This is a genomic window from Chitinophaga oryzae (assembly GCF_012516375.2).
In the GTDB taxonomy this organism is placed as follows: domain Bacteria; phylum Bacteroidota; class Bacteroidia; order Chitinophagales; family Chitinophagaceae; genus Chitinophaga; species Chitinophaga oryzae.
Window position 1 is genome coordinate 3,700,750 of the sequence record NZ_CP051204.2, and the last position, 26,152, is coordinate 3,726,901.

Genomic DNA, 26,152 nt, shown 5'->3' on the forward strand with positions numbered 1-26,152 from the left:
TAAGATCAGAATCATTTATATATGTCAGAAACAGTTGAAATCAGGAATATTACTGCCGCAGATTACCTGGACCTGCGGGAATCCATGGTGTCTGCTTATCCCGATATGGCGGGAAGCTACTGGGGAGAGGCTACCATTCAGCGGTTGATCAGGTTGTTTCCCGAAGGACAGATAGCCGTTACCGTTAACGGCCGGGTGGTAGGTTGCGCGTTGTCCATCATCGTGGATTATGACAAGTTCGGTGACAATCACACGTATGAGCAGATCACAGGTTATTATACCTTTAACACGCATAACCCGAAGGGGGACATCCTCTATGGTATCGAGGTGTTTGTTCACCCCGATTTCCGGGGCCGGCGGCTGGCGCGGCGGTTGTACGACGCCCGCAAAACGCTTTGCGAGCAGCTGAACCTGGAGGGGATTGTGGCCGGCGGCCGTATTCCCAATTATGAAAAGTATGCAGAGAAGATGTCGCCGAGGGAGTACATCGAGAAGGTGCAGGACAAGGAGATTTACGATCCTACGCTGACTTTCCAGTTTTCCAACGACTTTACCGTCAAGAAGATATTAAAAAACTACCTGCCTAATGACGAAGCATCGAAAGGCTTTGCGACGTTGTTGCAGTGGTTCAATATTTATTACGAGAAGGACAGCGATACGATCCGGTATAACAAGTCCACCGTGAGGATTGGCCTGGTGCAGTGGCAGATGCGCGATTATGGCGGACTGGAGGCGTTTATGCAACAGGTGGAGTTTTTCATAGACGCGGTGAGCGACTACGGGTCCGACTTCGTGGTGTTTCCGGAATTATTTAATGCGCCGTTGATGGCGGAGTTTAACCAGCTGGACCCTGCGGGCGCGATCCGGGGGATGGCCAAGTATACCGAAACGATCCGCGACCGGTTCCTCGAACTTGCCGTGTCGTATAATGTCAATATCATTTCCGGCAGTATGCCGATTGTGATTGACGAGGTACTGCACAACATCTCTTACCTGTGCCGCCGGGACGGTACCTGGGAGCAGTACATCAAAATTCATCCGACGCCGGGGGAAGTGTATGCCTGGGGGATGAAGGGTGGTTCGGAGATCAAGGTATTTGATACCGATTGCGGAAAGATTGGTATCCAGATCTGTTATGATGTGGAGTTTCCCGAGCCGTCCCGCATTCTGGCCGAGCAGGGGATGCAGATCTTGTTTGTGCCTTTTATGACCGACACCCAGCATGCCTATAACCGTGTGAGGTTCTGTGCGCAGGCGCGGGCCATCGAAAATGAATGTTATGTGGCCATTGCGGGGTGTGTGGGTAATCTGCCTAAAGTTAATAATATGGACCTGCAGTATGCACAATCCTGTGTATTTACACCATCCGATTTTAACTTCCCGGTGACAGGCATCAAGGCCGAGTCAACCCCCAATACCGAGATGGTGGTGGTGGCAGATGTTGACCTGGTATTGCTGAAGGAATTACATGCTTTTGGCAGTGTACAAACGATGAGGGATATACGGCATGATCTGTATAAGGTCGTGAAGAAGTAGGGTAGCAGGGAGTTGTTTTACAGGGGTTTAAATTAGAGCAATACTTTATCTCAATTTTTATAACTAATTGAGATATAGTGTCTTGGATTTATAATTTGATGTAATGGTTTAAGTGATTGAGGGATATTTTTCCGCACTACCGGAAATAATTGATTAGTTTAGTGTCGGTTTTTCTTCAAGCTATATCCTAATTAATTGAATGTAAAACTTTGATAATCAATATATAAATTAAAGACTAAAAGATGAATAACAAGATCAACTTAGCCCTCCAGATCCTGCCTTCCGTGCCTTCCGAGCAGGTATACGCCGTCGTCGATGAAGCCATTGCCGTAATCCGTGATTCGGGTGTAAAGTACAGGGTGTGTCCTTTTGAAACAGTGATGGAAGGAACCTATGATGAGTTGATGGAGGTAGTCCGTAAGACGCAGGAAGTATGTTTTAAAGCTGGTGCATCTCAACTGCTCGTGTATATAAAAATGCAGATAAAAAAAGACCAGGATGTGACCATTGAAGAAAAAACAGGGAAGTACGATTCCTGATATATTAAATTTCACTATCTTTCTCGACAAACCAAAGGACAGGACTTATGAGGTATGCCGCAACATTGGATGGCAACTCCAAAATCATTACTAATCTGACCATCATTATCACGTTGATCATCTTATGCCGGCAGATCACCGATGTTAACCAGGAGGCGGTGAAAACGAGCGTATTGTTGTTCCTGCTGATACCTGCCATCCTGGTGGCGGCCTGTCTGAGTCCCCGGTACTATAAGATAACGGCGGAAGGCGTAGTGATCAAAAGGCCGTTGTTTCCCATCACCATCCTCTTTGACGACATTGTGCGGCTGCGCAGCATCACCGAAGAAGAGCTGGGCACCAGCAGCCGTATGCTGGGCATCGGTGGAATTTTCGGTTACCTGGGCACGTACCGGTCAGCCGAAATAGGCAAGTACCAGCGCTGGTGCACCAACCGCGAAAATCTTGTCCTGATAGAATCGCGCTCCCGTAAATGGGTGATCAGCCCGTCTGCCGCGGAAGATTTTGTTAAGACCATGAACGGTATTATCAATACTGCTAAATAAATAATCTTTCAGCCGGAAGCATTCGCTTCCGGCTGAAAGATGTTTGCTGTTCTCCAAAAAACGGCGTGAAGTCTTACCTTTAAGGATGATCGTTATTGAAGCCATCTTTGAAGCCTTTGAAGGAAAAGCTGACGCCATGCTTGCTCTCTGTCAGCGCACCGTTGCTGACACCTTACCGGAAAAAGGATGCCTTGTATACCGTTTTGCCCGTAGCATGTACACAGATACACAGTTTATTTTATTTGAAGTATGGGAAAGCGAAGCAGACCTGAAAGCTCACTTTGAACGTGCCGCTTTTCTGAATTTTTTCAGAGACCTGCCGGCACTGGGTGTTGGCGTGGAGTATAAAGCATGGCAGGGGAACAATGAACGGTATATTCCGCCCAACGGGAAGCCATGGTGGTGATCATCGTATAGTATCGTCAAACACGCCCCCGCTGTTGTGATAAAAGCCCCGGCAGCCAGACAGCCCGCCTGTAATGCTATCCGGGCATTGGCTAAAGAATTCAATTACCCTTCCATCAGTATATGCAGGATTGAGAATAGGACGTGGCCAGGTTGGAGAACATCCCGGACGCTCGGCCTGCACCTCCCTGTACATTTTCGTATAGGCTTTAACGGTACTTTTCTTTTAATTGGAAGCAACCATTTATAAATACTACAATATTAATTATCAATAAACTATAATTAATATTAAATTTTATGTTACGAAAATACTTAAATGCGGACAGAGCGCATTTGACTTTCGTCTTTCCTTGATGTATCTTTTATAATATAATCTCAAAACCAAAGTCTAAATCTAAAACACCATGAAATCAATCTGCACATTGATGTTGGTGGTGGGCGCTTTCCTGTTTATTCCCTTCTCTTACTTGCACGCCCAACCCCGCATGTTAAAAGGCCATGTCGTAGCCGCCGGTACCAACACCGCCTTACCCGGTGTAACAGTCCAGGTAAAAGGTGCCAGCCGCGGCACCACCACGGATCCCGACGGAAGTTTCCGTATCGAAGTGCCCGGCGGCCCGGGCAGCCTCATCTTCAGCTTTGTGGGATACCTCACACAGGAAGTGCCCATCGGCAGCCAGTCCACTGTCGACGTGACGCTGCAGCCGGATACCCGCAGCCTGGAACAGGTAGTGGTCACCGCTATGGGCATCAAAAAGGAAAAGCGGGCCATCGGCTACGCCATCCAGGACGTGTCAGGCGCTGACCTCATGCAGTCCAAACAATCCAACGTGGTCAACGCGCTGCAGGGCAAAGTCGCCGGCGTACAGATCTCCAGCGGCGGCGGCGCTCCCGGCCAGGGCTCCCGCATCCTTATCCGCGGTATCAACTCACTGGACCCCACCCGTGATAACCAGCCACTTTTTGTAATCGATGGCATCACCATGGACAACAACACCTACACAACGGGCAATGCGGACACCCGCGGCATGAGTAACCGCGCCGCCGACATCAACCCGGATGACATTGAAAGTATCTCCGTCCTCAAAGGCGGGGCAGCCACTGCATTGTACGGCCTGCGTGCCGCCAGCGGCGCCGTGATCATCACCACCAAATCCGGAAAGGCAGGACGCACCCGCGTCAGCTTCACCACCACCGCCGGATTCGATAAAGTGGGTAAAACACCGGACGTGCAAACGCAATACAGCCAGGGTAACAACGGTCAGTATGACAACCAGAGCTTCTGGCCGGCATGGGGCCCCTCTGTGGAAGAAGCCCGTAAACTGGACCCCGACCACCCGGCTTCCCTGTACAACAACTACAAACAAGCCTATAACACCGGCTCCCAATACCGCAACACACTGGCGATCAGCGGCGGTACGGAGAAAGTCGTGTATGCGGCATCGTTATCCCAGTTCAACCAGAACGGTATTATCCCGTTCAGCAACTATCAGAACTACTCCGCCCGCGTTAACGGCGATATCCGCTTCAGCGAAAAAGTAAAAATGGGCGTGGCCCTCAACTATATCAACTCCGGTGGTAACCGCGCCAACGCAGACCGCTACGGCGAACAGATCATCTACTGGTCGCCCCGCTGGAACATGCGCGACTACCTGAAACCGGACGGCACCCAGCAGACCTACGGCACTACAGACAACCCGATCTATACCCTGTACAGCAACCGGTTCGGGGATAACGTCAACCGCCTGATCGGTAATATCAATTTCACCTACTCTCCGTTCAAATGGCTGGACATCCTCTATCGCGCAGGCACCGATTTTTATACGGACAACCGCCGCCATACCGGACCGGGTCCCAAAGGCATCGCAGGTGAGGTGGTCAACACTGACAACGGCTTCGGCTTCGTGAACGAATACACGCTGAATCAACGATCTCTCAGTTCCACCCTCATCCTGAACTTCAAAAATAATATCACCTCCAAACTGACGTCCGACCTCAAGCTGGGACATGACCTGTTTGACCGGCGGCTCAAACGGCTCTCTACCGAAGGCGACACCCTCGACATCCCGGACCTGCTGATCATGCAGAACGCTAAAAAAATCGTCTCCTCCCAGTATATTGAAAACTACTATCTCATTGGCGTATTCGGGGACTGGACCCTGTCATGGGACCGCTGGCTCTACCTCACGCTGTCCGGTCGTACGGATATCAGCTCCTCATTGCCTGTTGGCAAACGTGCGTTCTTCTATCCCTCCGTGAGCCTGTCGTACCTCTTCACCGACCACCTGAAGATACCGGAGAGCGTACTCTCTTACGGCAAAGTGCGTACATCCTGGGCGCGGGTAGGTAAAGACGCGCTGCCTTATAACACCGGCTCCGGCTACATCCCGCTCATCAACGGCCCTATCGACAATAACGTGATCGGATGGACCCGCGCCGACCGCTATGGCGATGCCCGGCTGAAACCGGAGTTCACCAATACCTTCGAGGTGGGCGCCGAACTGCGCTTCCTGCAGGACCGCATAGGCATCGACTTTGCCTGGTACACCTCCAAAAGCACCGACCTGCTGATCCCGGTGAAACTGTCCAGCGCTACCGGTTATGAAGACTTTTATACTAACGCCGGCTCCATCCGCAACCGCGGCGTGGAAATAGCTTTTAATGCCACCCCGATCAAAAAAACAAAGTTTCAGTGGGACATGCGCATTAATTTCTCCGCCAACCGCAACGAGGTGCTGAGCCTCGGTCAGGGACTCTCCGAAGTGGTGGTGGGCAACCAGTTCGGATATGCCGGCTCCACCGCTACCATGAAATACATCCCCGGTTACCCCGTAGGCGCCATCTTCGGCACCAGCTACCTGCGGTATACCGGCGGGCAGCCGGACAACAGCATCCTGATCGACTACAGCCGCCCGCTACAGATAGCGGCCAGCGGCAGCCAGGCCGGTTTCCCGATGATCAACTCCAGCCAGAAATACCTGGGCAATTCACAGCCCAAATGGATCGGCGCCATTACGAACACCTTTACCTACGGCCCGCTCAGCCTCTCTGTGCTGATAGACACCCGCCAGGGCGCCAAAAAATACAACCAGCTGGCCAACTTCATGTCGGCCTTCGGTGAATCGGCGATCACGGCAGACCGCTTCTCCAGCAAAGTGTTCGAAGGCGTATTGCCCGACGGTACGCCCAATACGCAGGTAGTATACCTGCAACAGGCCAAAGGACCGGATGGCCGTAACTATGGCGGTGGCTTTTATCGTAACGTATATCGCGGCGTGACGGAAAACTTCGTGGAAAATGCCTCCTGGATAAGGTTGCGCAACGTCAGCCTCTCCTGGCAGCTGCCATCTGAATTCCTGTCCCGCACCCACCTGATTTCAGCGGCCAACCTGACGCTTACCGGTAATAACATCTGGTTGCATACCAAATACACCGGCTTCGATCCGGAGTCCAGCTCCCTGAACGCCGGCAGCAATATAGACGCCTTCGCCGGCTTCACGTACCCGACTACACGTAGTTACATGGCCTCCCTGAACGTCACCTTCTAAATTGCTTCGATCATGAAAAGGATACATACCATATTATATATAGTCTTGTTCGCCGTTCTCATCGCCGGTTGTAAAAAACAACTGGATATCAACGATAACCCCAACCAGGCGGTGATACCGCCTATGAACGGGCTGCTGGCGTCCACCACCTATTTTACTTCGTACAACGTATACCGTGTGAGTAACATCACTTCCTACTTTGTGCAGTACCTCGCCTCGCCCAATGCCAACGGCGCCAGCGATACCTACGAAGTAACAGATTACACCACCACCTGGAAAGCGCTGTACGATAACATGACCGACCTGCATGACCTGATCGCGCAGGCCCGCACCGCCGGCGCCGACTACCACGTAGGAGCGGCCGAAGTGATGATGGCCATCAACCTGGAAATGCTGAACGACATGTGGGGCGCCGTTCCTTATACGCAGGCGTTTAATACCAGCTTCCTGCAACCGGCCTATACACCGGACGACAGCGTATACCTGCAATGCATCGCCCTGCTGGACGACGGCATCGCCCGGTTGAAAAGCACCAGCTCCAAATATGAGCTGGATGCTACCAAGGACCTGATCCACAGCGGTAAACCGGCTGCGTGGATTAAAACGGCCTACACCGTCAAGGCCCGGCTCCTGAACCATATCACCCGGAAGGGGAATTACGATCCGGCTGCCGTGCTGGCTGCCCTCGCCAACGGCTATACGGACAATGCCGACGATGCGCAGCTGGTGCGGTTCCAGTCCCTCAGTCCGTGGAACCAGGCGGCAGTAAATAACGTCAACAACCTGCTTGACGGCTGGCTGAGCGCTCATTTCGTAGATGCCCTCAGCGGTAAAACTTTCGGCGTCTTTGATCCGCGGCTGCCGCTCATTACCGATACTACCCGCTTCGGGGATTACAGGGGCACCGTCAACGGCGCCGGCAGGGTAGGCTCGGGCACCAACAAGGAAGAGTGTTACCTGTCGCAGAAAGGGTTTTATTCCAAACCCGGCGCTCCGCTGCTGCTGGCCACCAATGCGGAGGCCCGCTTTATACAGGCAGAAGCGGCTTTTCGCAGCGGCAACAAACCACTGGCGTACCAGGCTTATATCCAGGGAATCACCGTGAACATGAACAAACTGGGCGTGGAGACTGCAAAGCGGGACGCTTATCTTACCAATCCTGCCGTGGCCGTAGGAGAGGCTGGCCTTACCCTGGCGCTTATTCTGAAGGAAAAATATGTGGCGCAGTTCCTGCATCCCGACACCTGGAACGATGCCCGTCGCTACGACTACCAGTACAAGGACTTTAGTATGCCAGTCAATGCGCAACTGCCGACCTTCATCCGCCGCGTCGCCTATCCCGATTCGGAGAAAAGCCGCAACGGCGCTAACGTGCCGTCTGTAACGCTGACGGATAAAGTCTGGTGGGACAAATAACAACTATCTTTCATCACCAATAAAATAAACAAATGCCCGTTTGGTAGTTACGCCGAACGGGCATTTATTTGCATTCCATCAGCATAACACGTTAAATAAAATAATCGTATGTCTTATATCAATGTAGTCATGTCTCTCAGAGAACTCCTGCCTTATGTGGCGGATATACTGCAGAAAAACGGAGGTGAGTTTTTTATAGAAAAGCGGGATAACAGCGGGACTATTTTGGTAGAAAAAGTAGCCGTGGAAACGGGGCATATCAACGGGGAAGATAACCGGGGCAAAAACCTGGACTTCTTTATTTTGTCAAACCCGGCTTACAACTTAACCAAACACCGGCCGTACGATGATGAAACAGCGCCATTCGTCATTGTTGGACAGGGAGGGCGTGAAACAGCGGACAGCATCGAACGGATAGCCTTAAGGGTGCTTTCGAAGACACCTGATAAGAATACCACTAAAATTTTTAATGCGATCAAAAACAAATTAAAGAAAGATGATACGATAGGAACGGGGGTAGAGGGTGGCTCCAGGTTCCACGATAGTTATTTCTATCAAAAGAAATATGTCGGAGCGAAAACAATGAAAACAGATTTTTATAATGATAAAGCTACGGCAATTAAAGTAAAGCAGGAATAACGCATCCGTTATTCCTGCTTTATTTGTTTATCTGAAAACGAGATATGCTACGATCAGTGTAAAGAAGACATTAAACAGCTGCGCAATAATGAATGCCATGGCCGGTCTGCCGTTTTCTACCCTGAAGATATCGGTGAATTTGGTTTCAAGGCCGATGCAGGTGAAGGCGAGGGCAAACCAGTAGGTCTGCAGTTCTTTCAGGGAGCCTTTGGCAGCAGCTACTACCGGTGCCGGTAATACGAAAGAGAACAGGAGGGAGGCCACAATAAAACCCAGCACAAACTTGGGAAACCGGTCCCAGATGGTGCGGAGCGTCGGTTTCTCCACGTTGCCTTCTTTTTTGGTGTAAGACCAGTAAAGGGAGATGATGAAAGCGGCCAGCCCCAGCAGTACGTTCTGCGAGAACTTCACGATGGTGGCATATTTCAGGGCTTCATCCCCCAGTTTGGTGCCGGCAGCCACTACAGCGCCGGAAGTATCGATAGTGCCGCCCAGCCAGGCGCCCGCCACAGCGGGAGACATACCGGCCCACACCGCAATCCCGGGCATGATCAGCATCATCGGGATGGCAACGATCATCACCAGCGAAATAACATGCGAGAGTTTTTTATTATCTCCCTCAATAGCGCCGGAGGTGGCGATAGCGGCAGATACACCACAGATAGACACCGCGCTGGAGATCATCATACGGAATTCATCGTCCAGCCCCAGCATCTTACATAGCCAGAAGGTGAAATACCAGACGGTGAATACCACTACCACCGACTGAAGGATGCCCAGCATCCCCGCCTGCATAATGTCGCCAAAAATGATATTGGTGCCCAGCAGCACTAAGCCGATCTTGATGTATAGCTCTGTTTGCAGCGCGGGTTTTACCCATTCGGGCAGCCCGATCACATTGCTGATGAACAGCCCCAGGAGCAGACTGAAAAGCACAACTTCAATGCCCAGGTCTTTGATGGCTTTGTTGGCGGTGATGATCTGCGCCAGCAGTGAAATAAGCACAATGGCCAGCAGCCCGGTCGCCAATGCGGCGGGTTTAAAATCGCCCGCCAGAAATCGCGCCAGTAGCAGGCTTCCCAATACCCAAAGGAACAGTACGCCGATATGTATCAGGTTGGAAGTGTTGGTCAGCTGTGTCCATAATTCGGTGCCGGAAGACCAGCTGTATTTCGGTAATGCCGGCTTTAGCCCGGCCACCACCAGTGTGACGGTCAGAAAAGCGATGATCACCGCAATCCAGTCTTCATGAAGTTTTTTAGGTTGTAACATAGGCTTATAACTTATACACGCGTTTGATTGCTAGTGAAAAAAGAGGTACCCGAGGAGGATAGCGGACAGCAGTCCGAAGAAGTCGGCAATCAGTCCTGCTGTCAAAGCGTAGCGGGTATTTTTGATATTCACGGAGCCGAAATACACGGCCAGTACATAAAAAGTGGTTTCCGTAGTGCCCTGTATCACGCTGGCCAGTTTACCCTGGAACGAATCGGCGCCGTAGCGGGTCATCACCTCGATCATCAGGCCCCTGGCGCCGCCGCCGCTCAACGGTTTCATGAGCGCTACCGGCAAGGCAGGTACGAAATCAGTATTGAAGCCCATCCATGAAAACAGGCTGGCGATAGCGTTAATAATATAGTCCATACAGCCGGTAGTGCGAAACACACTGATAGCTACCAGGATACCCACCAGGTAGGGGATGATCCTCACCGACACATGGAACCCTTCCTTGGCTCCCTCTATAAAATGATCATACACATTCAGTTTTTTGACGATACCTGCTCCCAGGAAGAGGATCACGATCGAGAAGATGATGGCGCCCCCCAGGTTGCTCATGGTAGGACCGATCTTTTCTGCCGGCATCGTGCTTACCCAGTAGTAGAGGCCGGTCACCACCGCCGCAAAACCACCCAGGAACACCAGTACCGGCAGTTTGAACAGGTTGATCCGCTGGTAGGCAGACACGGTGAACATACCTATAATGAACGCAACGAAAGTAGAAATCAGTGTGGGAACGAAAATATCAGCCGGGTTGGCAGCCCCGGCAGCCTTGCGGAGTGCGATCACGGAGGTGGGGATGAGCACCACGCCGGCCGTGTTCAATACCAGGAACATGATCTGCGGGTTGCTGGCTGTGTCCGGTTTAGGGTTCAGCTCCTGTAACTCCTTCATGCCCTTGAGTCCCATAGGGGTGGCGGCATTATCGAGCCCCAGCATACTGGCGGAGAAATTCATCATCATGGACCCCATGGCCGGATGGCCCTTGGGGACTTCGGGAAACAGCTTGGAGAAAAAGGGATATACCAGTTTGGAGAAGCGGTTGATCATCCCGGCAGCCTCGCCCACCTTCATGATACCCAGCCAGAGCGTCATGACGCCGGCCAGTCCCAGGGAGATTTCCGCCCCTGTTTTGGCGCTGGCGAGCATACCGTTCATAATATCGCCGAAAATAGCCGTATCCTGTAAAAACACCGACTTGAAAACTGCCACTACAAAAGCTATCAGGAAAAAGCCCAGCCAAACGTAGTTTAATGCCATTAGATTATTGGTTTATTCAAGCAACAAATAAACTAAAATAAACTTATCTTTGCGCAAATTTTAAAAAATGGCTTTGCAAGTTGGAATTGTAGGATTGCCGAATGTAGGGAAATCGACATTATTTAACGCGGTGAGTAACAGCGCTAAGGCGCAGGCCAGCAACTACCGCTTCTGTACCATAGAACCTAACGTAGGACAGGTGGACGTGCCTGACACCCGTATGGACAAACTGGCTGAACTGGTGCAGCCCCAGCGCATCGTGCCTACTACCATCGAGTTTGTGGACATCGCCGGCCTGGTGAAAGGAGCCAGCAAAGGCGAAGGTCTGGGTAATAAATTCCTGGCCAATATCCGCGAGGTAGACGCCATCGTGCACGTGATCCGCTGCTTCGAAGACGACAACATCCTCCGCGATGAAGGCGCCATCAACCCGGTAGGCGACAAGGAAATCATCGACACCGAATTACAGCTGAAAGACCTCGAAAGCGTGGAACGTAAAGTGGCCCGCACCGAGAAAATGGCGAAAACCGGCGGCGATCCTAAAGCCAAAGCGGAATTTGAAGTGCTGAAAAGATGCCAGGAACACCTGGAAAAAGGCCGCAATATCCGCGAACTGGGACTGAGCAAGGAAGAACGCGTAGCCATCGCCGACCTGTTCCTGCTCACGGAAAAACCGGTACTGTACGTAGCCAACGTAGACGAAGCTTCTCTGCATACGGGCAATAAATACTCCGAAGCCCTGAAAGAAGGAGTGAAGGCCGAAAATGCCGAAGTGATCGTGATGAACAACACCATCGAAGCACAGATCTCCGAAATGGAAGATCCGGCCGATAAGGAAATGTTCCTCTCCGAATATGGTCTCACCGAACCAGGCCTCAACCGCCTGATCCGCTCCGCTTACAACCTGCTCGACCTGATCACCTACTTTACCGCAGGTGTACAGGAAGTACGCGCCTGGACGATCCACAAAGGATGGAAAGCGCCGCAGGCCGCCAGCGTGATCCACACCGACTTTGAAAAAGGTTTCATCAAGGCCGAAGTGATCGCCTATGATGATTATGTGAAATATGGCTCTGAATCCGGCGCCCGTGACAACGGCCGTCTGCGGATCGAAGGCAAGGAATACATCGTGGCCGACGGCGACGTCATGCACTTCCGCTTTAACGTGTAATCATTTCCGTTACAATAACTACTTTCATGATACTCAAACGCATGAAGGTTACAACAAAACCGGGAGCGTCTCAGTAATGAGACGCTCTTTTTTTTGCCGAAGGAAATCTGAAAAATAAAAAATTTCTTATCAAGTTACATTCTGTCCTATTGCTGCGGTGCTGCCCGCTAATGCCTGTCTGTATTGGTGTTGGACGTGTAGGAGCGATCGCGTAACAGTATCTCCCTAAAAAAAATATACTTGGCAAATTGGACTTATTTATTAGTTTAGCCTACTATTTTAATGTTAGCTCATGCGATTAGTCAGGAATGTAAAATTGTTTTTCCGGGAAGGAAACTCGGATAAAACATATGAAATAGACCTTTGTGAAGTTGGCCCGGAACAATATACTGTTAACTTTAGATACGGCAAACGCTTCGGAACCCTGAAAGAAGGCACCAAGACGGTAAACCCCGTAGCCCTCGCAGCAGCCACCACTATCTTTGATGCGCTCGAAAAAGAAAAACGCAGCAAAGGTTATCTCGGTGAGCAGGAAGCTGTGCAGGACCTCTCTTTTGTACCAGTAGATACTTCCGCGGTGGCAGACCCGCAAAACGCCGCTATTCTCAAAAGGTTGCAGGGCGTGCTTGAAAACAAGCCCGCGTATAAAACCGTCTGGAAAACATCGCGTGTGATCTGGAAGGCAGGTGAACGCAAAATCAAAGAAGCGGTCCCTTATCTCATCAAACTGATGGAGAGGGGAGACGCCATGCAGCGTTATACCGCGCTCTGGGCGCTCGGCAGATGCGCCGATCCCGCTGCTGCGCCGGTACTGCGCTCCTATGCCGACAACGGTTCCTACGCCCAGAACATCCGGATGCTGGCCGCCAACGGCCTGCTGATGGTGCTTCCCGAGGAAGAACGCAATGCCCACATCCAAAGTCATCTTCACCGGTTGCCCGAATCCCTGCAGGAAGTGATTACCGGCAACAACGCACAGGCCATCTTCGACGAAGTGCAAAACCTGGTGATGGTAAAAGCCGAACTTAATTACCCGATGCTGGAAGACCTGTACATCGTGGCATATAGTAATAAGCCTGTGAGAGATGCCGTCATCGGCTTCCTCGTTAACATGCCTTTGCGCCCCAGTTATTTCCAGCATATACGCCACATTTTCAAACAGGCCGAGCTGCGCGACGATCAGGGAGTCGTTGGTACACTGGCCGCCAGGTTTGAAAGAGAAATGCCGATGTTTAATCATGCCGGCAAAAGGCTGGACTATGACGGCAACGAATACCATCCCAATGTATTCGTACCGGAACTGCAGGAACATTTCAAAGTAGCTAAAGAACTGAAAAAGCCCGGCTCACGCCTCGCTTACTCCAATAAAACAAGGAACTACCTGAGACGCAGGGTGCTGCGCAACCTGCGCGCTATGGGAAAAAGAGCGGACCTGGAGTATGTACGCCTTGCTACCGCCTTGCTGCTGCAATACGAAGAGCAGCGCGATGCGACGCAGGAATACCAAACCCGCCACTACAGCTGGGTCAACGGACGGTATACCACCTGGTACCGGCAGTTCCCGGCTCATTCCCGCGCCGTGTTCCTGAACTATATCCTGCGCGGTAACACGCCCAATCTGCGGCTGGACTCCAACGGCACGGAATGGTTCTATGAAGAGCCGAAGAATGAGAAGGGTGAACTCACCCGTGAAGCCACTACGCTGCGGGAACATCCCGACACCGTAAAGGCACAGCAGAAAGGAACGCTGTTAAAAAAGCTGTTCAACTGGCTGGGCGGCGAAAAGCCGGCGCCTTCTGCCGGTGTGGTGCCGCCTGCCCATAAGCCGGAAGCCGCGCCTGCCGCGCCGGTCAGCGATGTGCCGTTCCTGGAGTTGTGGCGTCAGATGCCGCAGGCTTTCGTGCAACTGATGATAGCCGGCAAAATGGAAGCGGTACACCTGTTCGCCATGGAGCAACTGAAGTCGCATCCTGAATACGCGGACCTGAAAGCCAAAATGGATGAGAGAACGATCTACTATCTGCTGATCAGCCATTTTAATGTGCCATCCCTCTTCGGTCTGGAACTGGCGAAAGAAAAATATAATCCGGCAAGCCTCTCCTTCTTCCTGCTGTACGCTGTTACTATGAGCCCTCTGGAAGTGGCCAGGGTACAGGGACTTGAGTGGGTAGACCAAAACAAGGCAGCCTGCTTCGCCGATGCGGATTTCCTCATGCGGCTGATGTTTAATCCGTATAAGGATGTTCGTGACTACGTTCGCCATCAGCTTACTCCTGAGCATCTGCCCGTCGATAAAGCCCGTGCGCTGGTGGGTAAAGCCATTGCTGCGTTGCTGGCATCCAACAACCTGGCCGATGACGTTAATCACAACCTCAATGACGGTTGCAGCATACTCGAACACTTCTGCGCCGATGCGCTTGGTGAAGTGGATATGAAAGTGATTGTGGAGCTTATGAACTCCCCAACCCCCGCTTGCCAGGCGTTTGGTGTGCGGTTGATGGTGATGAAGAAAGGTGCGCTGAACTTCGCGGAATTGTCCGATCAGCTGCTGCGTAACCTGGCAGCCAGCAGCCACGAATCTGTAAGGATGGCCGGTATAGCGGTGCTGAAAGCCATGCCGGAAGCAGAGCTGCTGAGAAGGGCAGAAGTGCTGCTCGATATCGTGCTGGCGCCGTATGCGGACGTACGTAAAGCAGTACGGCCGGTGGTAGCTTCACTGGTAGCGAAAGACAGCCGCCTGGCGGTTTACCTGGTGAACGAACTGGTGCCCCGCCTCATGCGCAAAGAGACAGCAGAAGGTATCCATGAAGATATCGCTGCTATCCTGAGCAATGAACTGGTAGAACATTTACAGGATGTGGATACCGCCACCGCTTTACGCTTGCTGTATGCCAACTACCGCGCTGCGCAGGAATTCGGCATCGTGGTATTGAATAAATACATTCCGGCGGAAGCCCTCACGGTGAAACAGGTGATTGCCGCCGGCAGCCACGAGCTGCTTGCCGTGAGAGAATGGAGCTGGGGCTTCTATCAGCAACATGCCGCCCGTATGCGTTATGAACGCGATGCGGCCATCGGGCTGCTGGACGCCAAATGGGACGATACCCGTCGCTTTGCGCAGGAGTTTTTCCGGACACAGTTCACCGAAAACGACTGGACGCCGGAAACACTGGTAGCCATTGCCGACAGCGTACGCCCGGATATCCAGGCGTTTGGCCGTGAGATGCTGATGCGCTTCTTCAAAGACGCCGACGGCGCCGCTTACCTGCTGAAGCTCAGCCAGCACCCAAGCGTGGCCATGCAGGCCTTTGCCACCAACTACCTGGAAACCTATGCCGCCGGCAACCTCGAATACCTCCGCAGCATGGAACACTATTTCCGTTCTGTCCTGAGCCGCGTCAACAAAGCCAGGGTAGCCAAGGAGCGTATCTTCGGCCTGCTGGAGAAAGAAGCGCTGAAGTCTGCCGAGGCAGCCGCTTACATCGGAGAGATCATCGCACATATATCCGCGACCGTGTCCATCGCCGACAAAGCCCGCTGCATACAGATCATGCGTAATATCCAACAACAGTTCGATATTCCTTTGCCAATAACGTTAATGCCCGTACGAAGCAATTTAGTTATTTGATTATTTAGTTGTTTCAATATTGGAAGCAGCTTGTTCTTCTTATCAATAATGAAATAACCAAATAACAAAATCTGAAAATAGATTTATGTTATTCAATTACAGATATAGCGGTAACTCCCAGGTGTACAGCAATGCTACATCCGCCGGTATTTCCTTTGCACCGGACACCCGCCGTGACCCGACCTTTTTTGTTGGAAAACTCCATAAAAAAATCGCTTTCCGCGAAGCCATATCTGCCCTGCATGATGTAGTGGTGTCGGACCTGCGTTTTAAACCCAAAGACAAAACAGCCTACAAGGAATGGGCTGCCCAGCAGGAATCCATATGGCTGGCGGAACACATGAACGCCTACGATATGGAAGCTGCCAACCAGCGCATCGCCACCCTTTCAGCGGAGCTGAAGGAGGTAGGAGAGCAGAAGGATAAAGTAATGGCGCCATTCTATAAGGCCCGTAAACAATATTTTGATTTTCTCTACCAGAAAGACAGGGATGCCTGGTTTGTACTGGACCCCGTCATTACCGTACATCCGGATGAAATGTTCTTCGAATGTTTCAGCCAGGATGAATCTACCTATGGTAAACTGAGCGCCAGTTACAACGTCTTTAAAGAAGTGAATGAGTTCGAATGCGGTACCACCAATATCGACTATTCCGCTGCATTATACGACGAGTTCCAGAAGATCCGCGACTATAAGGAAACAGACTTTAAAGTAGATCCGGGAGGCTTCCAGATACAGACTTCTCAGGAAGAAATGTATCATGAAGTAAAGATCGATCTGCCGGACAGCTGGGTGAGAGGCTTCTTACAGGTAAGCTCCGCGATGACGCTGCCCGCCGCTACGTTCGACCTGCATCCGATGGACGTATATAATTTCTGCCTGTGGCTGCGCCGTTTCAAGGAGAAAAGCGGTCCGCGTTCCATCCGTTTTAAGCTGGAACCGGGCAAGCCGGTCCGCGCGGTATTTGAACCCTGGAATCACGAAATCGTTTGTGCGAGATCGTTATATAAAGGTGGCCAGAGCCGTGAAATCAGGATATGGGGCAGAAGAAGACTGCTGATCCTGGAACGGCTGATCCCCATCGCCAGAAAATTCACCGTGCATCTTACCGGTAACGGCCTGCCATCGTTTTATGTGGCAGACCTCGGGGATATGCAATTCACGCTCGGCCTTTCCGGCTGGACCGCCAATGACTGGTCCCGCGCCGGCCAGTTCGACCTGATGGCTCCCCGCGCCATCGTGGACGACAGCGCCAAACTGAAAGTGTTTGCCGAGCTGCAATCCCGCTGGATGGCCAAACCTGAAGCCATTGCCGTTGCCACCGGACTGGACAAAGCTACGGTGCTGGGCGCGCTGGGTATCTATACACAAGCCGGCAAAGTGATCTTTGACCTGCACAGTGGCATGTACCGGTTGCGTGAACTGAGCCGCGATCCGCTGCCGCTGGAATCGCTGCGTTTTGCAAATCCGCTGGAAGCAGAAGCAGCTGAACTGGTACAGGAAAAGAAAGTGACTTTTACCGCCCAGGAAATTCCCGGCAAAGGCGTTCAGCTGAAAGGCAACGTAAAAGGCACACATCGTGTATACCATCCCGTTATTATGATCGACAATGACGAAAGATTGAGCGATGCACACTGTGATTGCAATTTTTATAATACCAACAAGTTGTACAAAGGGCCGTGCGAACACATGCTGGCACTGCGTATGACGCATGCTGAAAATAATTCTGCACAATAAAATTTTATTTTTCAGAATTATTTTCTAACTTGCCTGCTCGTTAACAAACACAGATCTTTGTAAAGAGGAATTGATTGCACTTGCGCCCGTAAAAGGGACGAATGATGTTTCGTCATTCAGGAATTATGACTATACATGCTTCACTAAATGCAATCTTTACTTTGGGAGGGGCGTACCTAGTGCGAATTTACGGTACGAGCCCCGGGGGCTGAAATTCACACTAGGTACGCCCCTCCCTGGAGTTGATTGATTTAGTCAATGGCTTGCACGAAGGCCTTTTCCTCTTTACAGAATCCTGTTTCTCCCGCGTCAGGCATGGCTTTCGCAGCCACTTCAAAGCCGGACCTTTTTACTCCGCTTCAGTTTCGCTGCTTAACATTCATTAAAAAAGTAAACGCCAACACTATGGCCGAAGGCTTAACCCGTCAACAGCTGTACGACAGAATCCGTGCATCCTCCAAAGAGGAATTTATACTGGAAGAAATGACCCGTCTGGGTTTCTGGGCAAAAAACACCTCCCAGCCATCCTTACCGGAAACACTGATACGCAGGGAAGGAGAACTGCGCCGCGAGTTGAATGAACTGCTGGCCGAAAAACAAAAATACCGCAATAAAGAAAGGATGCTGGCAGACATGCGTAAAGAACGCATGGCCAAAGCCAAACTGAAACGCGCGGAAACAAAAAAACGCAACGAAGAGAAAAGGAAAGCCCGCGCGGCTGCCTGGGCTGAGAAAAAGAATCTCGATATCACCTACCTCGGTGAGGAAGTGTCCGCCGGGCTGAATAAAGTAACGCCCGACGAAGCGCAGCTGGCGAAATTCGGCCTGCCGGTATTCAAAGACGCTACTGCATTGGCTGCCGCCATGGGTGTTACCCTCGGCAAGCTGCGCTTCCTGGCTTTTAACCGCCAGGTGGCCAATACTTCCCACTATCAGCGCTTTGAGATACCGAAGAAATCAGGCGGCACCCGTGTTATCTCCGCACCCATGCCGCAATTGAAAGCGGCACAACACTGGATACTGGAAAACATCCTCTATAAAATCAATAACAGCGCCGTCGCTCATGGCTTCGTACCAGGCAAATCTATTGTCACCAACGCCGCACCGCACGTAGGGCAGGACATCGTGATCAATATAGACCTGCGCGACTTTTTCCCTTCCGTTCCCTACAAAAGAGTAAAAGGTCTTTTCTGTAAACTGGGATATGCTGAACAGGTGGCTACCATCCTTGGCCTTCTCTGTACAGAACCGGAAGTAGATGAGATCCTGCTGGATAACCGCAAATACTATGTGGCCAAAACAGAAAGGCATCTGCCACAGGGAGCTCCCACCAGCCCGGCGCTGACGAACCTGATCTGCTTTAAACTGGACCGCCGCTTCGAAGGTCTGGCGGCTAAATACGGTTACGCCTATACGCGATATGCCGACGATATGACATTCTCCGCGAAAGGTGATGCCGCTGATAAAGCAGGACAAGTATTGTGGGCCGTTAAACAGGTGGTAAAAGAAGAAGGCTTTACCATCCATCCGGATAAACTGAAAGTGATGCGCCGCGGCGATAAGCGCGAAGTAACCGGTATCGTGGTGAACGAGAAAATCAGCCTTGACCGCGAAACCCTGCGCAAGTTCCGCGCATTGCTGCACCAGATCTCCAAAACCGGTCTTGCCGGTAAACGCTGGGGCAAAGGCAGGAATATTATCAGCAGCATGGAAGGTTTTGCCAACTACGTCTATATGGTAAAACCGGAACAAGGCGCCAAATTAAAAGAAACACTGGCTGCCCTGTTGCAGCGGGAGGATATCAAAGCGGAAGCGCACAACCTCTGGACGACCGGCACTACAGACGGCACCGCCGCTGAAACGACTACAGAGACGCCTTCTGCACCGCAGTCATCTGCACCACAACACCCGGAAGGCGTTCACATCGCAAAAGACACACCAACGGCTACCAACAAACCGGATAAGCCCTGGTGGGATGTTTTGTAATTAATTACGAATTACGAATTACGAATTACGAATTACGAATTACGAATTACGAATTACGAATTTAAACCTAAAGACATACAATAAATGCGAAGACCTGAGCTATATACCCGCTCAGGTCTTCGCATTTTAAATTCGTAATTCGTAATTCGTAATTGAATCAGAGGTTGTATCCCAGTGAAATATACCATTGTGATCCAATGGTAGGGTTGCCCCAGGATTGTACGTAAGATTTGTTCAGGATATTCACGCCTCCCAGTTTAACTGTGGTCTTGGCTTTGGGGAAGAACTTGCTGACCATGGCATCCAGTGTGCCAAAAGCAGGGATCTCGCTCAGTGCCAGCGCATTCACGTTCGGGCCTACAAAGGAAGACTGCCAGATGTAGGACTGTTGCCATTTCCAGACAACGTTAGCGGCTATATTGGAATTAGCGATATTGCGGTTACCGAGGTTAAGGCTGTACCTGACTTTGGGCGTGTTGAACATGGCCAGGAAGCTGCCCAGTTCTTTCGCGTTGCTCAATTCATTGTAAGAGATATTACCGCCGGCGGTGAAATTCAGCGGCAGGCTGTAATCCAGTCCCACTGCCCAGCCCCATGATTTTACGGTTTCTTCCGCGCTTACCGGTACTGAGAATATCTGTTGCGGAGTGGTGCCGCTGGCAGGTTTAACGAGCACCTGGCTGCCATTCATGTTTTTAAAATCATTTTTATAGATGTAGGCATCTACCAGCAGTCGTTTTGCGATCAGCGCTTTATAGCCGAGTTCGTAGGCCTGTATGCGTTCCGGTTTGAACTCACGGAAGGTATAGGCTTTAGGTGCGCCAGCCAGCACTGACTGTAATGTAAATACTTCTCCGGACCTGAGACCATAGCGTTCACGCAGGAACGGCAAACCGCCGATCAGGTGTGCCTGTGGCGTGGTCAGGTCAATGTACTGGTCCTGGTTGTTGGGTATGCGGAAGCCGGTCTGATAGGATACACGCAGGTTATGGGTTTGCAGGAAGGTATATACTGCGGACAAACGCGGACTGAACTGGCCTTTGAAGTTCATGTTTTTATCATAGCGCAGCGATCCGGTAAGCTTCAGGTGATCGTCGATCAGCTTCTTCATGATCTGAACGTAACCGCCATATTCGTTGATGCGGAACTCTTTACCGTTGTCGTCAACGGCGAACAGCGTTTTTTCAGAGTTGAGTGTGTACAGGCGGTAGTTACCACCTACCAGTATCTCGGCGAACTTGATCAGGTTATGGAAGTTGTACATGAACTCCAGCTGATAGAGATTGGTTTTATCCGTGAATTTGGCGCCTACGCCTTTAGCGTCGCCGGGGATCGGTTTTTCGCGCACTTTGGCGGCGGCATTGTTGAAATCAGCGGTGCCTGGCATGAACCGGCCGGAATCAGCTTTGGCACGCGCGTTCTGGAAGAACAGCGGCATGCGGGAGGAGACGGCGTTCTGCGCGGCGGCATAGGCGGCGGCGTCATTGGCGCCTCCCTGGAGTGCTGCGCCGTATGCCTGTGCAAAGGTGCCCAACGCCTGGGTGGCATAGGTGCCGAAGTACTGGGCATACCATTGAGTGCTGGGTTTCCAGGCTTCGTTGATACCGGCGGCCAGGGTGCCGCTGGCATAGCTGTCGCCGGACCTTTCCTGTGTGGTGTAGGCCCTCACATAAAAGTCGGGGTGCCGCAGTTCCACTTTGTACTGGCCCATGTTGAAGTCTTTCAGGGAGTAGCGGTCGGCGCCGGTGTAAACGGTGGTACCGGAGCCGTAGCTGCCCTGGATGAGGGCTTCGAGGTTTTCAGTGATTTTATAGTGCAGGGCGCCGTTCAGTTTCAGGTTTTTGGTGCCGTAGTCTACTACGTCCGCTTCGTTGTAGCCGGTGCGGGTGATGGTGGCTTTATTGGGAGCGGGCATGGCGGCGTTGAAGATCTGATCGGGGGAGACTCTGCCGCCAAACATAGCGGAGATGCCTGCCAGTTGCTGGGTCAGCTGACCGCCGGTTTTGAAGGAGTTGTACATGTTAACGGAGTTTTCATCGCCGTAGATGTTTACGCCGTTGTATCCTTCGTTGTTGGCGCGGGTGCCGTCCTGCAGCGTATGGCCGTTGGCCAGGCTCTGGTCGCGGTAGTCGTGCGCCTGCCAATCGTCTGCTTTGATGTAGCCTACGTTCAGTTTAAACGCCCATTTGTTGTTGAAGGCATGTGCGTAGCGTACAGACACGTCGTAGAAACCGGTCGTAGCGGAAGTGCGGCCGCCATCGTTGAGGATGCCGGTTTTCACCTGCGCGCTGAGGCCCTGGTACTGGAAGGGGTTTTTGCTGGTCATCAGCACGATGCCGTTGAGCGCATTGGGGCCGTACAAGGCGGAGGCGGCGCCGGGTATCAGTTCCACGTTGTCGAGGTCCAGTTCGGGGATGCCTACCATGTTACCGACGGAGAAATTGAGGCCGGGGGCCTGGTTGTCCATACCGTCGTTCAGCTGCAGCACGCGGGTGTTACCGTTGCTGTTGAAACCGCGGGTGTTGACAGACTTGAAGGTAAGGCTCTGGGTGCTCATTTCCACGCCTTTCAGGTTGGCGAGAGCGTCATAAAAGGAGGCTGCCGGAGACGCTTTCAGGGCGCGGCTGTCCAGCTTTTCGATAGACACCGGCGATTGCAGGATACTTTCCTGTACGCGGCTGGCGGCTACCACCACCTCCTGCCCGAGTATTTCGGTGGTGCTGAGGGCAATGATTACTTTTTCATTGGCATTGTTAACTACCTGTTCTGTGGTTTGATAACCTACATAGGTAAAAACAAGGGTCAACGGAAGTGCATGGTTCGTTTTGAGCTGGAAGTTGCCGCCGTTGCCCGTAATGGTGCCGGCTGTGGCGCCTTTCACGGAGACAGTAACTCCCTGCATGCCGTTTCCGGAAGTTTTGTCTGTTACAGTACCGGTAATAGTTGCAGGCGTTTGTGCTGTGAGTACCAGGGAAAAGGACATCAATAGCAACAGGGAGCCCAAACATACTTTTAGAATGTTTTTCATACGCAGTGGACGTTTGTGATTTAGACTCGGTTTATCTAAATATAAGTAAAAAACAAATACAACTGCGAAACTGAAAATATTTCCTGCAGGCGCCGGTTATTGCCAGTCCTTCAGGATCTTGCCGATCTTTTCAAACTCAATCAGGAAGCCGTCATGGCCATAGGAGGAGTCGATTTCATGGTAACTGGTATCGGGCAGATAGGTGGCCAGCAGGCGTTGTTCTTCCGGGGGGCAGAGCAGGTCGCTGCTGATACCGATCAGTAATACCGGTTGCTGTATGTGGGAGAGGGAAGTGGTGATGTCTTCATGGCGGCCACGGGCGATGTTGTGACTGTCCATAGCTTTGGTGAGCAGCCAGTAGGATTGGGCGTTGAAGCGTTTTACCAGTTTTTCGCCCTGGTATTCGATATAGGAAGAAGCGCGGAAGTGGTCAGTCTTTTCCTTGTCGGGATCAGACTGGGTGCGCATAAAGGTCTGGTAGTTCCGGTAGGTGACCATGCCGATTGCCCGGGCGGCTTTGAGGCCGCGGGCGCCGGCATGGGGCGCGGGGTCCTGCCAGCTGGCATCTGCTTCGATGGCCAGGCGTTGTGCGGTATGGATGGCGATGCCCCAGGCGCTTTCAGCGGCGCCGGTGCAGAGCAGGAACAAGCGCTTAATGCGCTCCGGTTCTGTCAATGCCCATTCCAGTACCTGGTAACCGCCCATGGAACCGCCTACGAGCAGGCTTATCTGTTGTATCTGCAGGTGTTCACGCAACAGGCGGTGTGCCTGTACCATATCGCGGATGGTGACCGCGGGGAAGGAGGTGTACCAGGGCTGGCCGGTAGCAGGATTCACTGTATGAGGGCCGGAGCTGCCGTAACAGGAGCCGATGATATTGGCACATACGATAAAGTGCTGAGCCGGGTCTATCACCCGCCCATGGCCGATAAGGCCGCTCCACCAGTCAGCCGCGTCGCTGTTGGCGGTCAGTGCATGACACACCCATACCACGTTGCTGCCGTCAGCATTCATGGTACCGTATGTATGATAGGCGATCTGTAATTCAGGTAATACCTGGCCGGACTCCAGCCGGAATGGTGCTTTGCTGTGAAAAACCTGTGCAGACAATAATTCAAAATTTTTGCAAATCTACAAAGACAATTACGAATTACGAATTACGAATTACGAATTGAGGGCTCCCTGATGGCAAGGTTACTAAATAACCTTTCCGGGGAAAGGCTCCTCAATTCGTAATTCGTAATTCGTAATTCGTAATTGAATTATATCTTTGTTGGAAGAAATCCACCTTATCATGAAAATAGCATTACAAAGAGTAGACGACGGATTCAACATGGAAGCCGTAGATGAAGGCGGCCACAAAGTGTTGATGGACTCATCCCTGGAAAACGGGGGGAAGAACAACGGGGTAAGACCTATGCAGATGATCATTATGGGCCTCGGCGGTTGTTCTGCCATTGATGTGCTGATGATCCTGAAAAAACAACGGCAGGAAGTGAAGGATTTCCGCATAGAGATCGAAGCGGAGAGAGAACAGGGCAAAGAGCCGTCTTTATGGGAAACCGCCCACATCGTATTTCATTTTACCGGCAACATCGACGCTGACAAGGCTGCCCGCGCGGTGGAACTGTCTATGAATAAATATTGCTCCGTAGCGGAAACGTTGCGCCAGGCCAGGACCAAACTGACCTGGGAAGTGAAACTGAACGCCTAACACGGAGAAACCACCATGTCCATGAGCAATAACAAGCAATACCAACCGGAAACCAATGCGGTCAGGATTCAGACAGCACGGACCAACGAAATGGAACACTCCACGCCGATGTTCCTGACCTCGAGCTTCTGCTTTGACAATGCGGAGGAAATGAGGGCCACCTTTGCGGATGAAACGGATTTTAATATCTATAGCCGCTTTAGCAATCCTAATGTGGACGAGTTTGTGCAGAAGATGTGCGCCCTCGAAGGCGCGGAAGCCGGTTATGCTACCGCGTCCGGCATGAGCGCTATTTTTGCCAGCTTCATGGCCCTGCTGAAAGCAGGCGACCATATACTGAGCGCCCGCTCTATCTTCGGTTCCACCCATACTGTCATTACCAAATTCCTGCCCAAATGGGGGATAGAATGGTCTTATTTCGACCTGAACGATCCCGCCGGCATTGAAGCGATGGTCAAACCCAATACCCGGATGATCTTCGTAGAAACGCCCTCCAACCCCGGGCTGGAAATCATCGATATTGCCTATCTCGCCGGTATCGCCAACAAGCATAATATCATCCTCAACGTTGACAATTGCTTCGCCACCCCGGTGCTGCAACGGCCCATCGAGGCAGGCGCACACATCGTTACCCATTCGGCCACCAAGTGGATCGACGGGCAGGGGCGCGTACTGGGCGGCGCTGTCCTCGGTAAAAAAGAACTGATCAAAGAAGTACATACTTTCTGCCGCAGCACTGGTCCGGCCATGTCGCCGTTCAACGCCTGGGTGCTGAGCAAAAGCCTGGAAACGTTACACGTGCGCATGGAACGCCACACCTCCAGCGCGCTGAAGCTGGCGCAGGCCCTGGAAGGCAATCCGCACCTGAGCAGCGTGAAATACCCTTTCCTGGCCAGCCATCCGCAGCACGACATCGCCCGCAAACAAATGAGCGGCGGTGGCGGTATCGTATGCTTCGAACTGAAAGGCGGCCTCGAAAGCGGCGTACGTTTCCTCGACGCGCTGGAACTGCTGTCCCTCACCGCTAACCTGGGCGACAGCCGCAGCATCGCGTCACACCCGGCCAGCACTACCCACGCCAAACTGAGCGACGAAGAAAGAGCCAACGTCGGCATTACGCCCGGCCTGATCCGCATCTCCGTTGGCCTCGAGAATGTGGGCGATCTCCTCGCTGATATCGAGCAGGCACTGGCCAAAAGCGCATTGTAATCATCAATGTATATAAACAACATTGCCCGGGGCTTCAGCTTCGGGCAATGTTGTTTAAAGGAAACGCGGTCCTGTATTTAATATATTATTTAATATATTTTGTTATATTAGAATTATGAAATCCTTTTCCCATTTTCTGCTGATCCTTGTCCTGGCATACCTGGCCGGTACCCTGCTTCCCTGGTGGAGCGTAGCCCTGGTGGCTTTTGTTGTTACGTTAGTATTGCCGCTGACTCCCGGCAAATCTTTCTTCAGCGCTTTTCTTTCCATCTTTATATTATGGCTCGTGCTGGCTTTTTATATGGATGTTCGCAACGATCACCTGCTGGCCAACCGTATGAGCGAAATGATCCTAAAAGTACGCAGCGCGCCGTTGCTGGGCGTGATCAGCGCTTTGATTGGCGGACTGGTGGCTGGTTTCGCGGCCAGCAGCGCGGCTTTTGTCCGTGCCCCGAAAAAAATCGTGTCCTAGGTTATCATGTGCTGTTAAATTTGTGGTAAAACGGTAAGTACCT

General features: G+C 51.9%; 18 protein-coding genes. 14 read left to right on the forward strand and 4 right to left on the reverse strand.

Translation table 11 applies throughout. From position 1 onward, the window contains the following. The first annotated feature begins 21 nt into the window (after positions 1–21). The 7 genes from HF324_RS15430 to HF324_RS15460 all read left to right on the forward strand — a co-directional run bounded on the left by HF324_RS15430 (position 22) and on the right by HF324_RS15460 (position 8,628). Positions 22–1,536: a GNAT family N-acetyltransferase gene (locus HF324_RS15430; protein ID WP_168803332.1), complete on the forward strand. Its 1,515-nt coding sequence runs from the start codon at positions 22–24 to the stop codon at positions 1,534–1,536. 242 nt (positions 1,537–1,778) lie between these two features. Next, the gene (locus HF324_RS15435) at positions 1,779–2,075 is read left to right on the forward strand and encodes a thiamine-binding protein (RefSeq protein ID WP_078673005.1); all 297 of its coding nucleotides are present in this window, start codon (positions 1,779–1,781) and stop codon (positions 2,073–2,075) included. A gap of 47 nt (positions 2,076–2,122) precedes the next feature. Next, on the forward strand, positions 2,123–2,620 hold the full coding sequence (locus HF324_RS15440; protein ID WP_168803333.1) for a PH domain-containing protein: 498 nt from the start codon (positions 2,123–2,125) through the stop codon (positions 2,618–2,620). 85 nt (positions 2,621–2,705) lie between these two features. After that, on the forward strand, positions 2,706–3,026 hold the full coding sequence (locus HF324_RS15445; protein ID WP_168803334.1) for a putative quinol monooxygenase: 321 nt from the start codon (positions 2,706–2,708) through the stop codon (positions 3,024–3,026). A gap of 403 nt (positions 3,027–3,429) precedes the next feature. Further along, positions 3,430–6,573, forward strand: coding sequence for a SusC/RagA family TonB-linked outer membrane protein (locus HF324_RS15450; protein ID WP_168803335.1), 3,144 nt, complete (start codon positions 3,430–3,432; stop codon positions 6,571–6,573). Between the two features lie 12 nt (positions 6,574–6,585). Next, a complete protein-coding gene (locus HF324_RS15455; protein ID WP_168860209.1) occupies positions 6,586–7,989 on the forward strand; it encodes a SusD/RagB family nutrient-binding outer membrane lipoprotein in 1,404 nt (467 codons plus the stop codon). Between the two features lie 108 nt (positions 7,990–8,097). Next, complete coding sequence (locus HF324_RS15460) at positions 8,098–8,628, forward strand: hypothetical protein (RefSeq protein ID WP_168860210.1); 531 nt, start codon at positions 8,098–8,100, stop codon at positions 8,626–8,628. Between the two features lie 27 nt (positions 8,629–8,655). Here HF324_RS15460 and HF324_RS15465 read toward each other — a convergent pair whose 3' ends face one another. Together HF324_RS15465 and HF324_RS15470 are read right to left on the reverse strand one after the other, a co-directional pair. After that, entirely contained in the window at positions 8,656–9,900 is a 1,245-nt protein-coding gene (locus HF324_RS15465; protein WP_168860211.1) for a YeiH family protein, read from the reverse strand. A gap of 30 nt (positions 9,901–9,930) precedes the next feature. Beyond that, a complete protein-coding gene (locus HF324_RS15470) occupies positions 9,931–11,163 on the reverse strand; it encodes a spore maturation protein (protein ID WP_168803339.1) in 1,233 nt (410 codons plus the stop codon). Positions 11,164–11,230: 67 nt separating this feature from the next. Between HF324_RS15470 and ychF the strand changes: the two genes are divergently transcribed. The 4 genes from ychF (at position 11,231) to HF324_RS15490 (ending at position 19,686) form a co-directional block, all read left to right on the forward strand. Beyond that, the gene (ychF, locus tag HF324_RS15475) at positions 11,231–12,334 is read left to right on the forward strand and encodes a redox-regulated ATPase YchF (protein WP_168803340.1); all 1,104 of its coding nucleotides are present in this window, start codon (positions 11,231–11,233) and stop codon (positions 12,332–12,334) included. A 292-nt stretch (positions 12,335–12,626) separates the two neighbouring features. After that, positions 12,627–15,962, forward strand: a complete 3,336-nt coding sequence (locus tag HF324_RS15480; protein WP_168860212.1) for a HEAT repeat domain-containing protein — start codon at positions 12,627–12,629, stop codon at positions 15,960–15,962. A gap of 85 nt (positions 15,963–16,047) precedes the next feature. After that, positions 16,048–17,700, forward strand: coding sequence for an SWIM zinc finger family protein (locus HF324_RS15485; protein ID WP_168803342.1), 1,653 nt, complete (start codon positions 16,048–16,050; stop codon positions 17,698–17,700). A gap of 405 nt (positions 17,701–18,105) precedes the next feature. Continuing rightward, positions 18,106–19,686 carry a reverse transcriptase family protein gene (locus HF324_RS15490; protein ID WP_168860213.1) on the forward strand — a complete coding sequence of 527 codons (1,581 nt, stop codon included), beginning with the start codon at positions 18,106–18,108 and terminating at the stop codon, positions 19,684–19,686. Between the two features lie 157 nt (positions 19,687–19,843). Here the strand turns inward: HF324_RS15490 and HF324_RS15495 are convergent, their stop codons facing one another. After that, positions 19,844–22,714: a TonB-dependent receptor gene (locus HF324_RS15495; protein ID WP_168860214.1), complete on the reverse strand. Its 2,871-nt coding sequence runs from the start codon at positions 22,712–22,714 to the stop codon at positions 19,844–19,846. A gap of 96 nt (positions 22,715–22,810) precedes the next feature. Next, positions 22,811–23,824 carry a homoserine O-acetyltransferase MetX gene (gene metX / locus HF324_RS15500; protein WP_168860215.1) on the reverse strand — a complete coding sequence of 338 codons (1,014 nt, stop codon included), beginning with the start codon at positions 23,822–23,824 and terminating at the stop codon, positions 22,811–22,813. A 184-nt stretch (positions 23,825–24,008) separates the two neighbouring features. Here metX and HF324_RS15505 point away from each other — a divergent pair, with 184 nt between their 5' ends. The 3 genes from HF324_RS15505 (at position 24,009) to HF324_RS15515 (ending at position 26,109) form a co-directional block, all read left to right on the forward strand. Beyond that, positions 24,009–24,428, forward strand: coding sequence for an OsmC family protein (locus HF324_RS15505; protein ID WP_168803346.1), 420 nt, complete (start codon positions 24,009–24,011; stop codon positions 24,426–24,428). A 21-nt stretch (positions 24,429–24,449) separates the two neighbouring features. After that, on the forward strand, positions 24,450–25,637 hold the full coding sequence (locus HF324_RS15510) for an O-succinylhomoserine sulfhydrylase (RefSeq protein ID WP_168803347.1): 1,188 nt from the start codon (positions 24,450–24,452) through the stop codon (positions 25,635–25,637). A 115-nt stretch (positions 25,638–25,752) separates the two neighbouring features. Then, the gene (locus HF324_RS15515; protein ID WP_168803348.1) at positions 25,753–26,109 is read left to right on the forward strand and encodes a hypothetical protein; all 357 of its coding nucleotides are present in this window, start codon (positions 25,753–25,755) and stop codon (positions 26,107–26,109) included. Positions 26,110–26,152 lie beyond the last annotated feature (43 nt).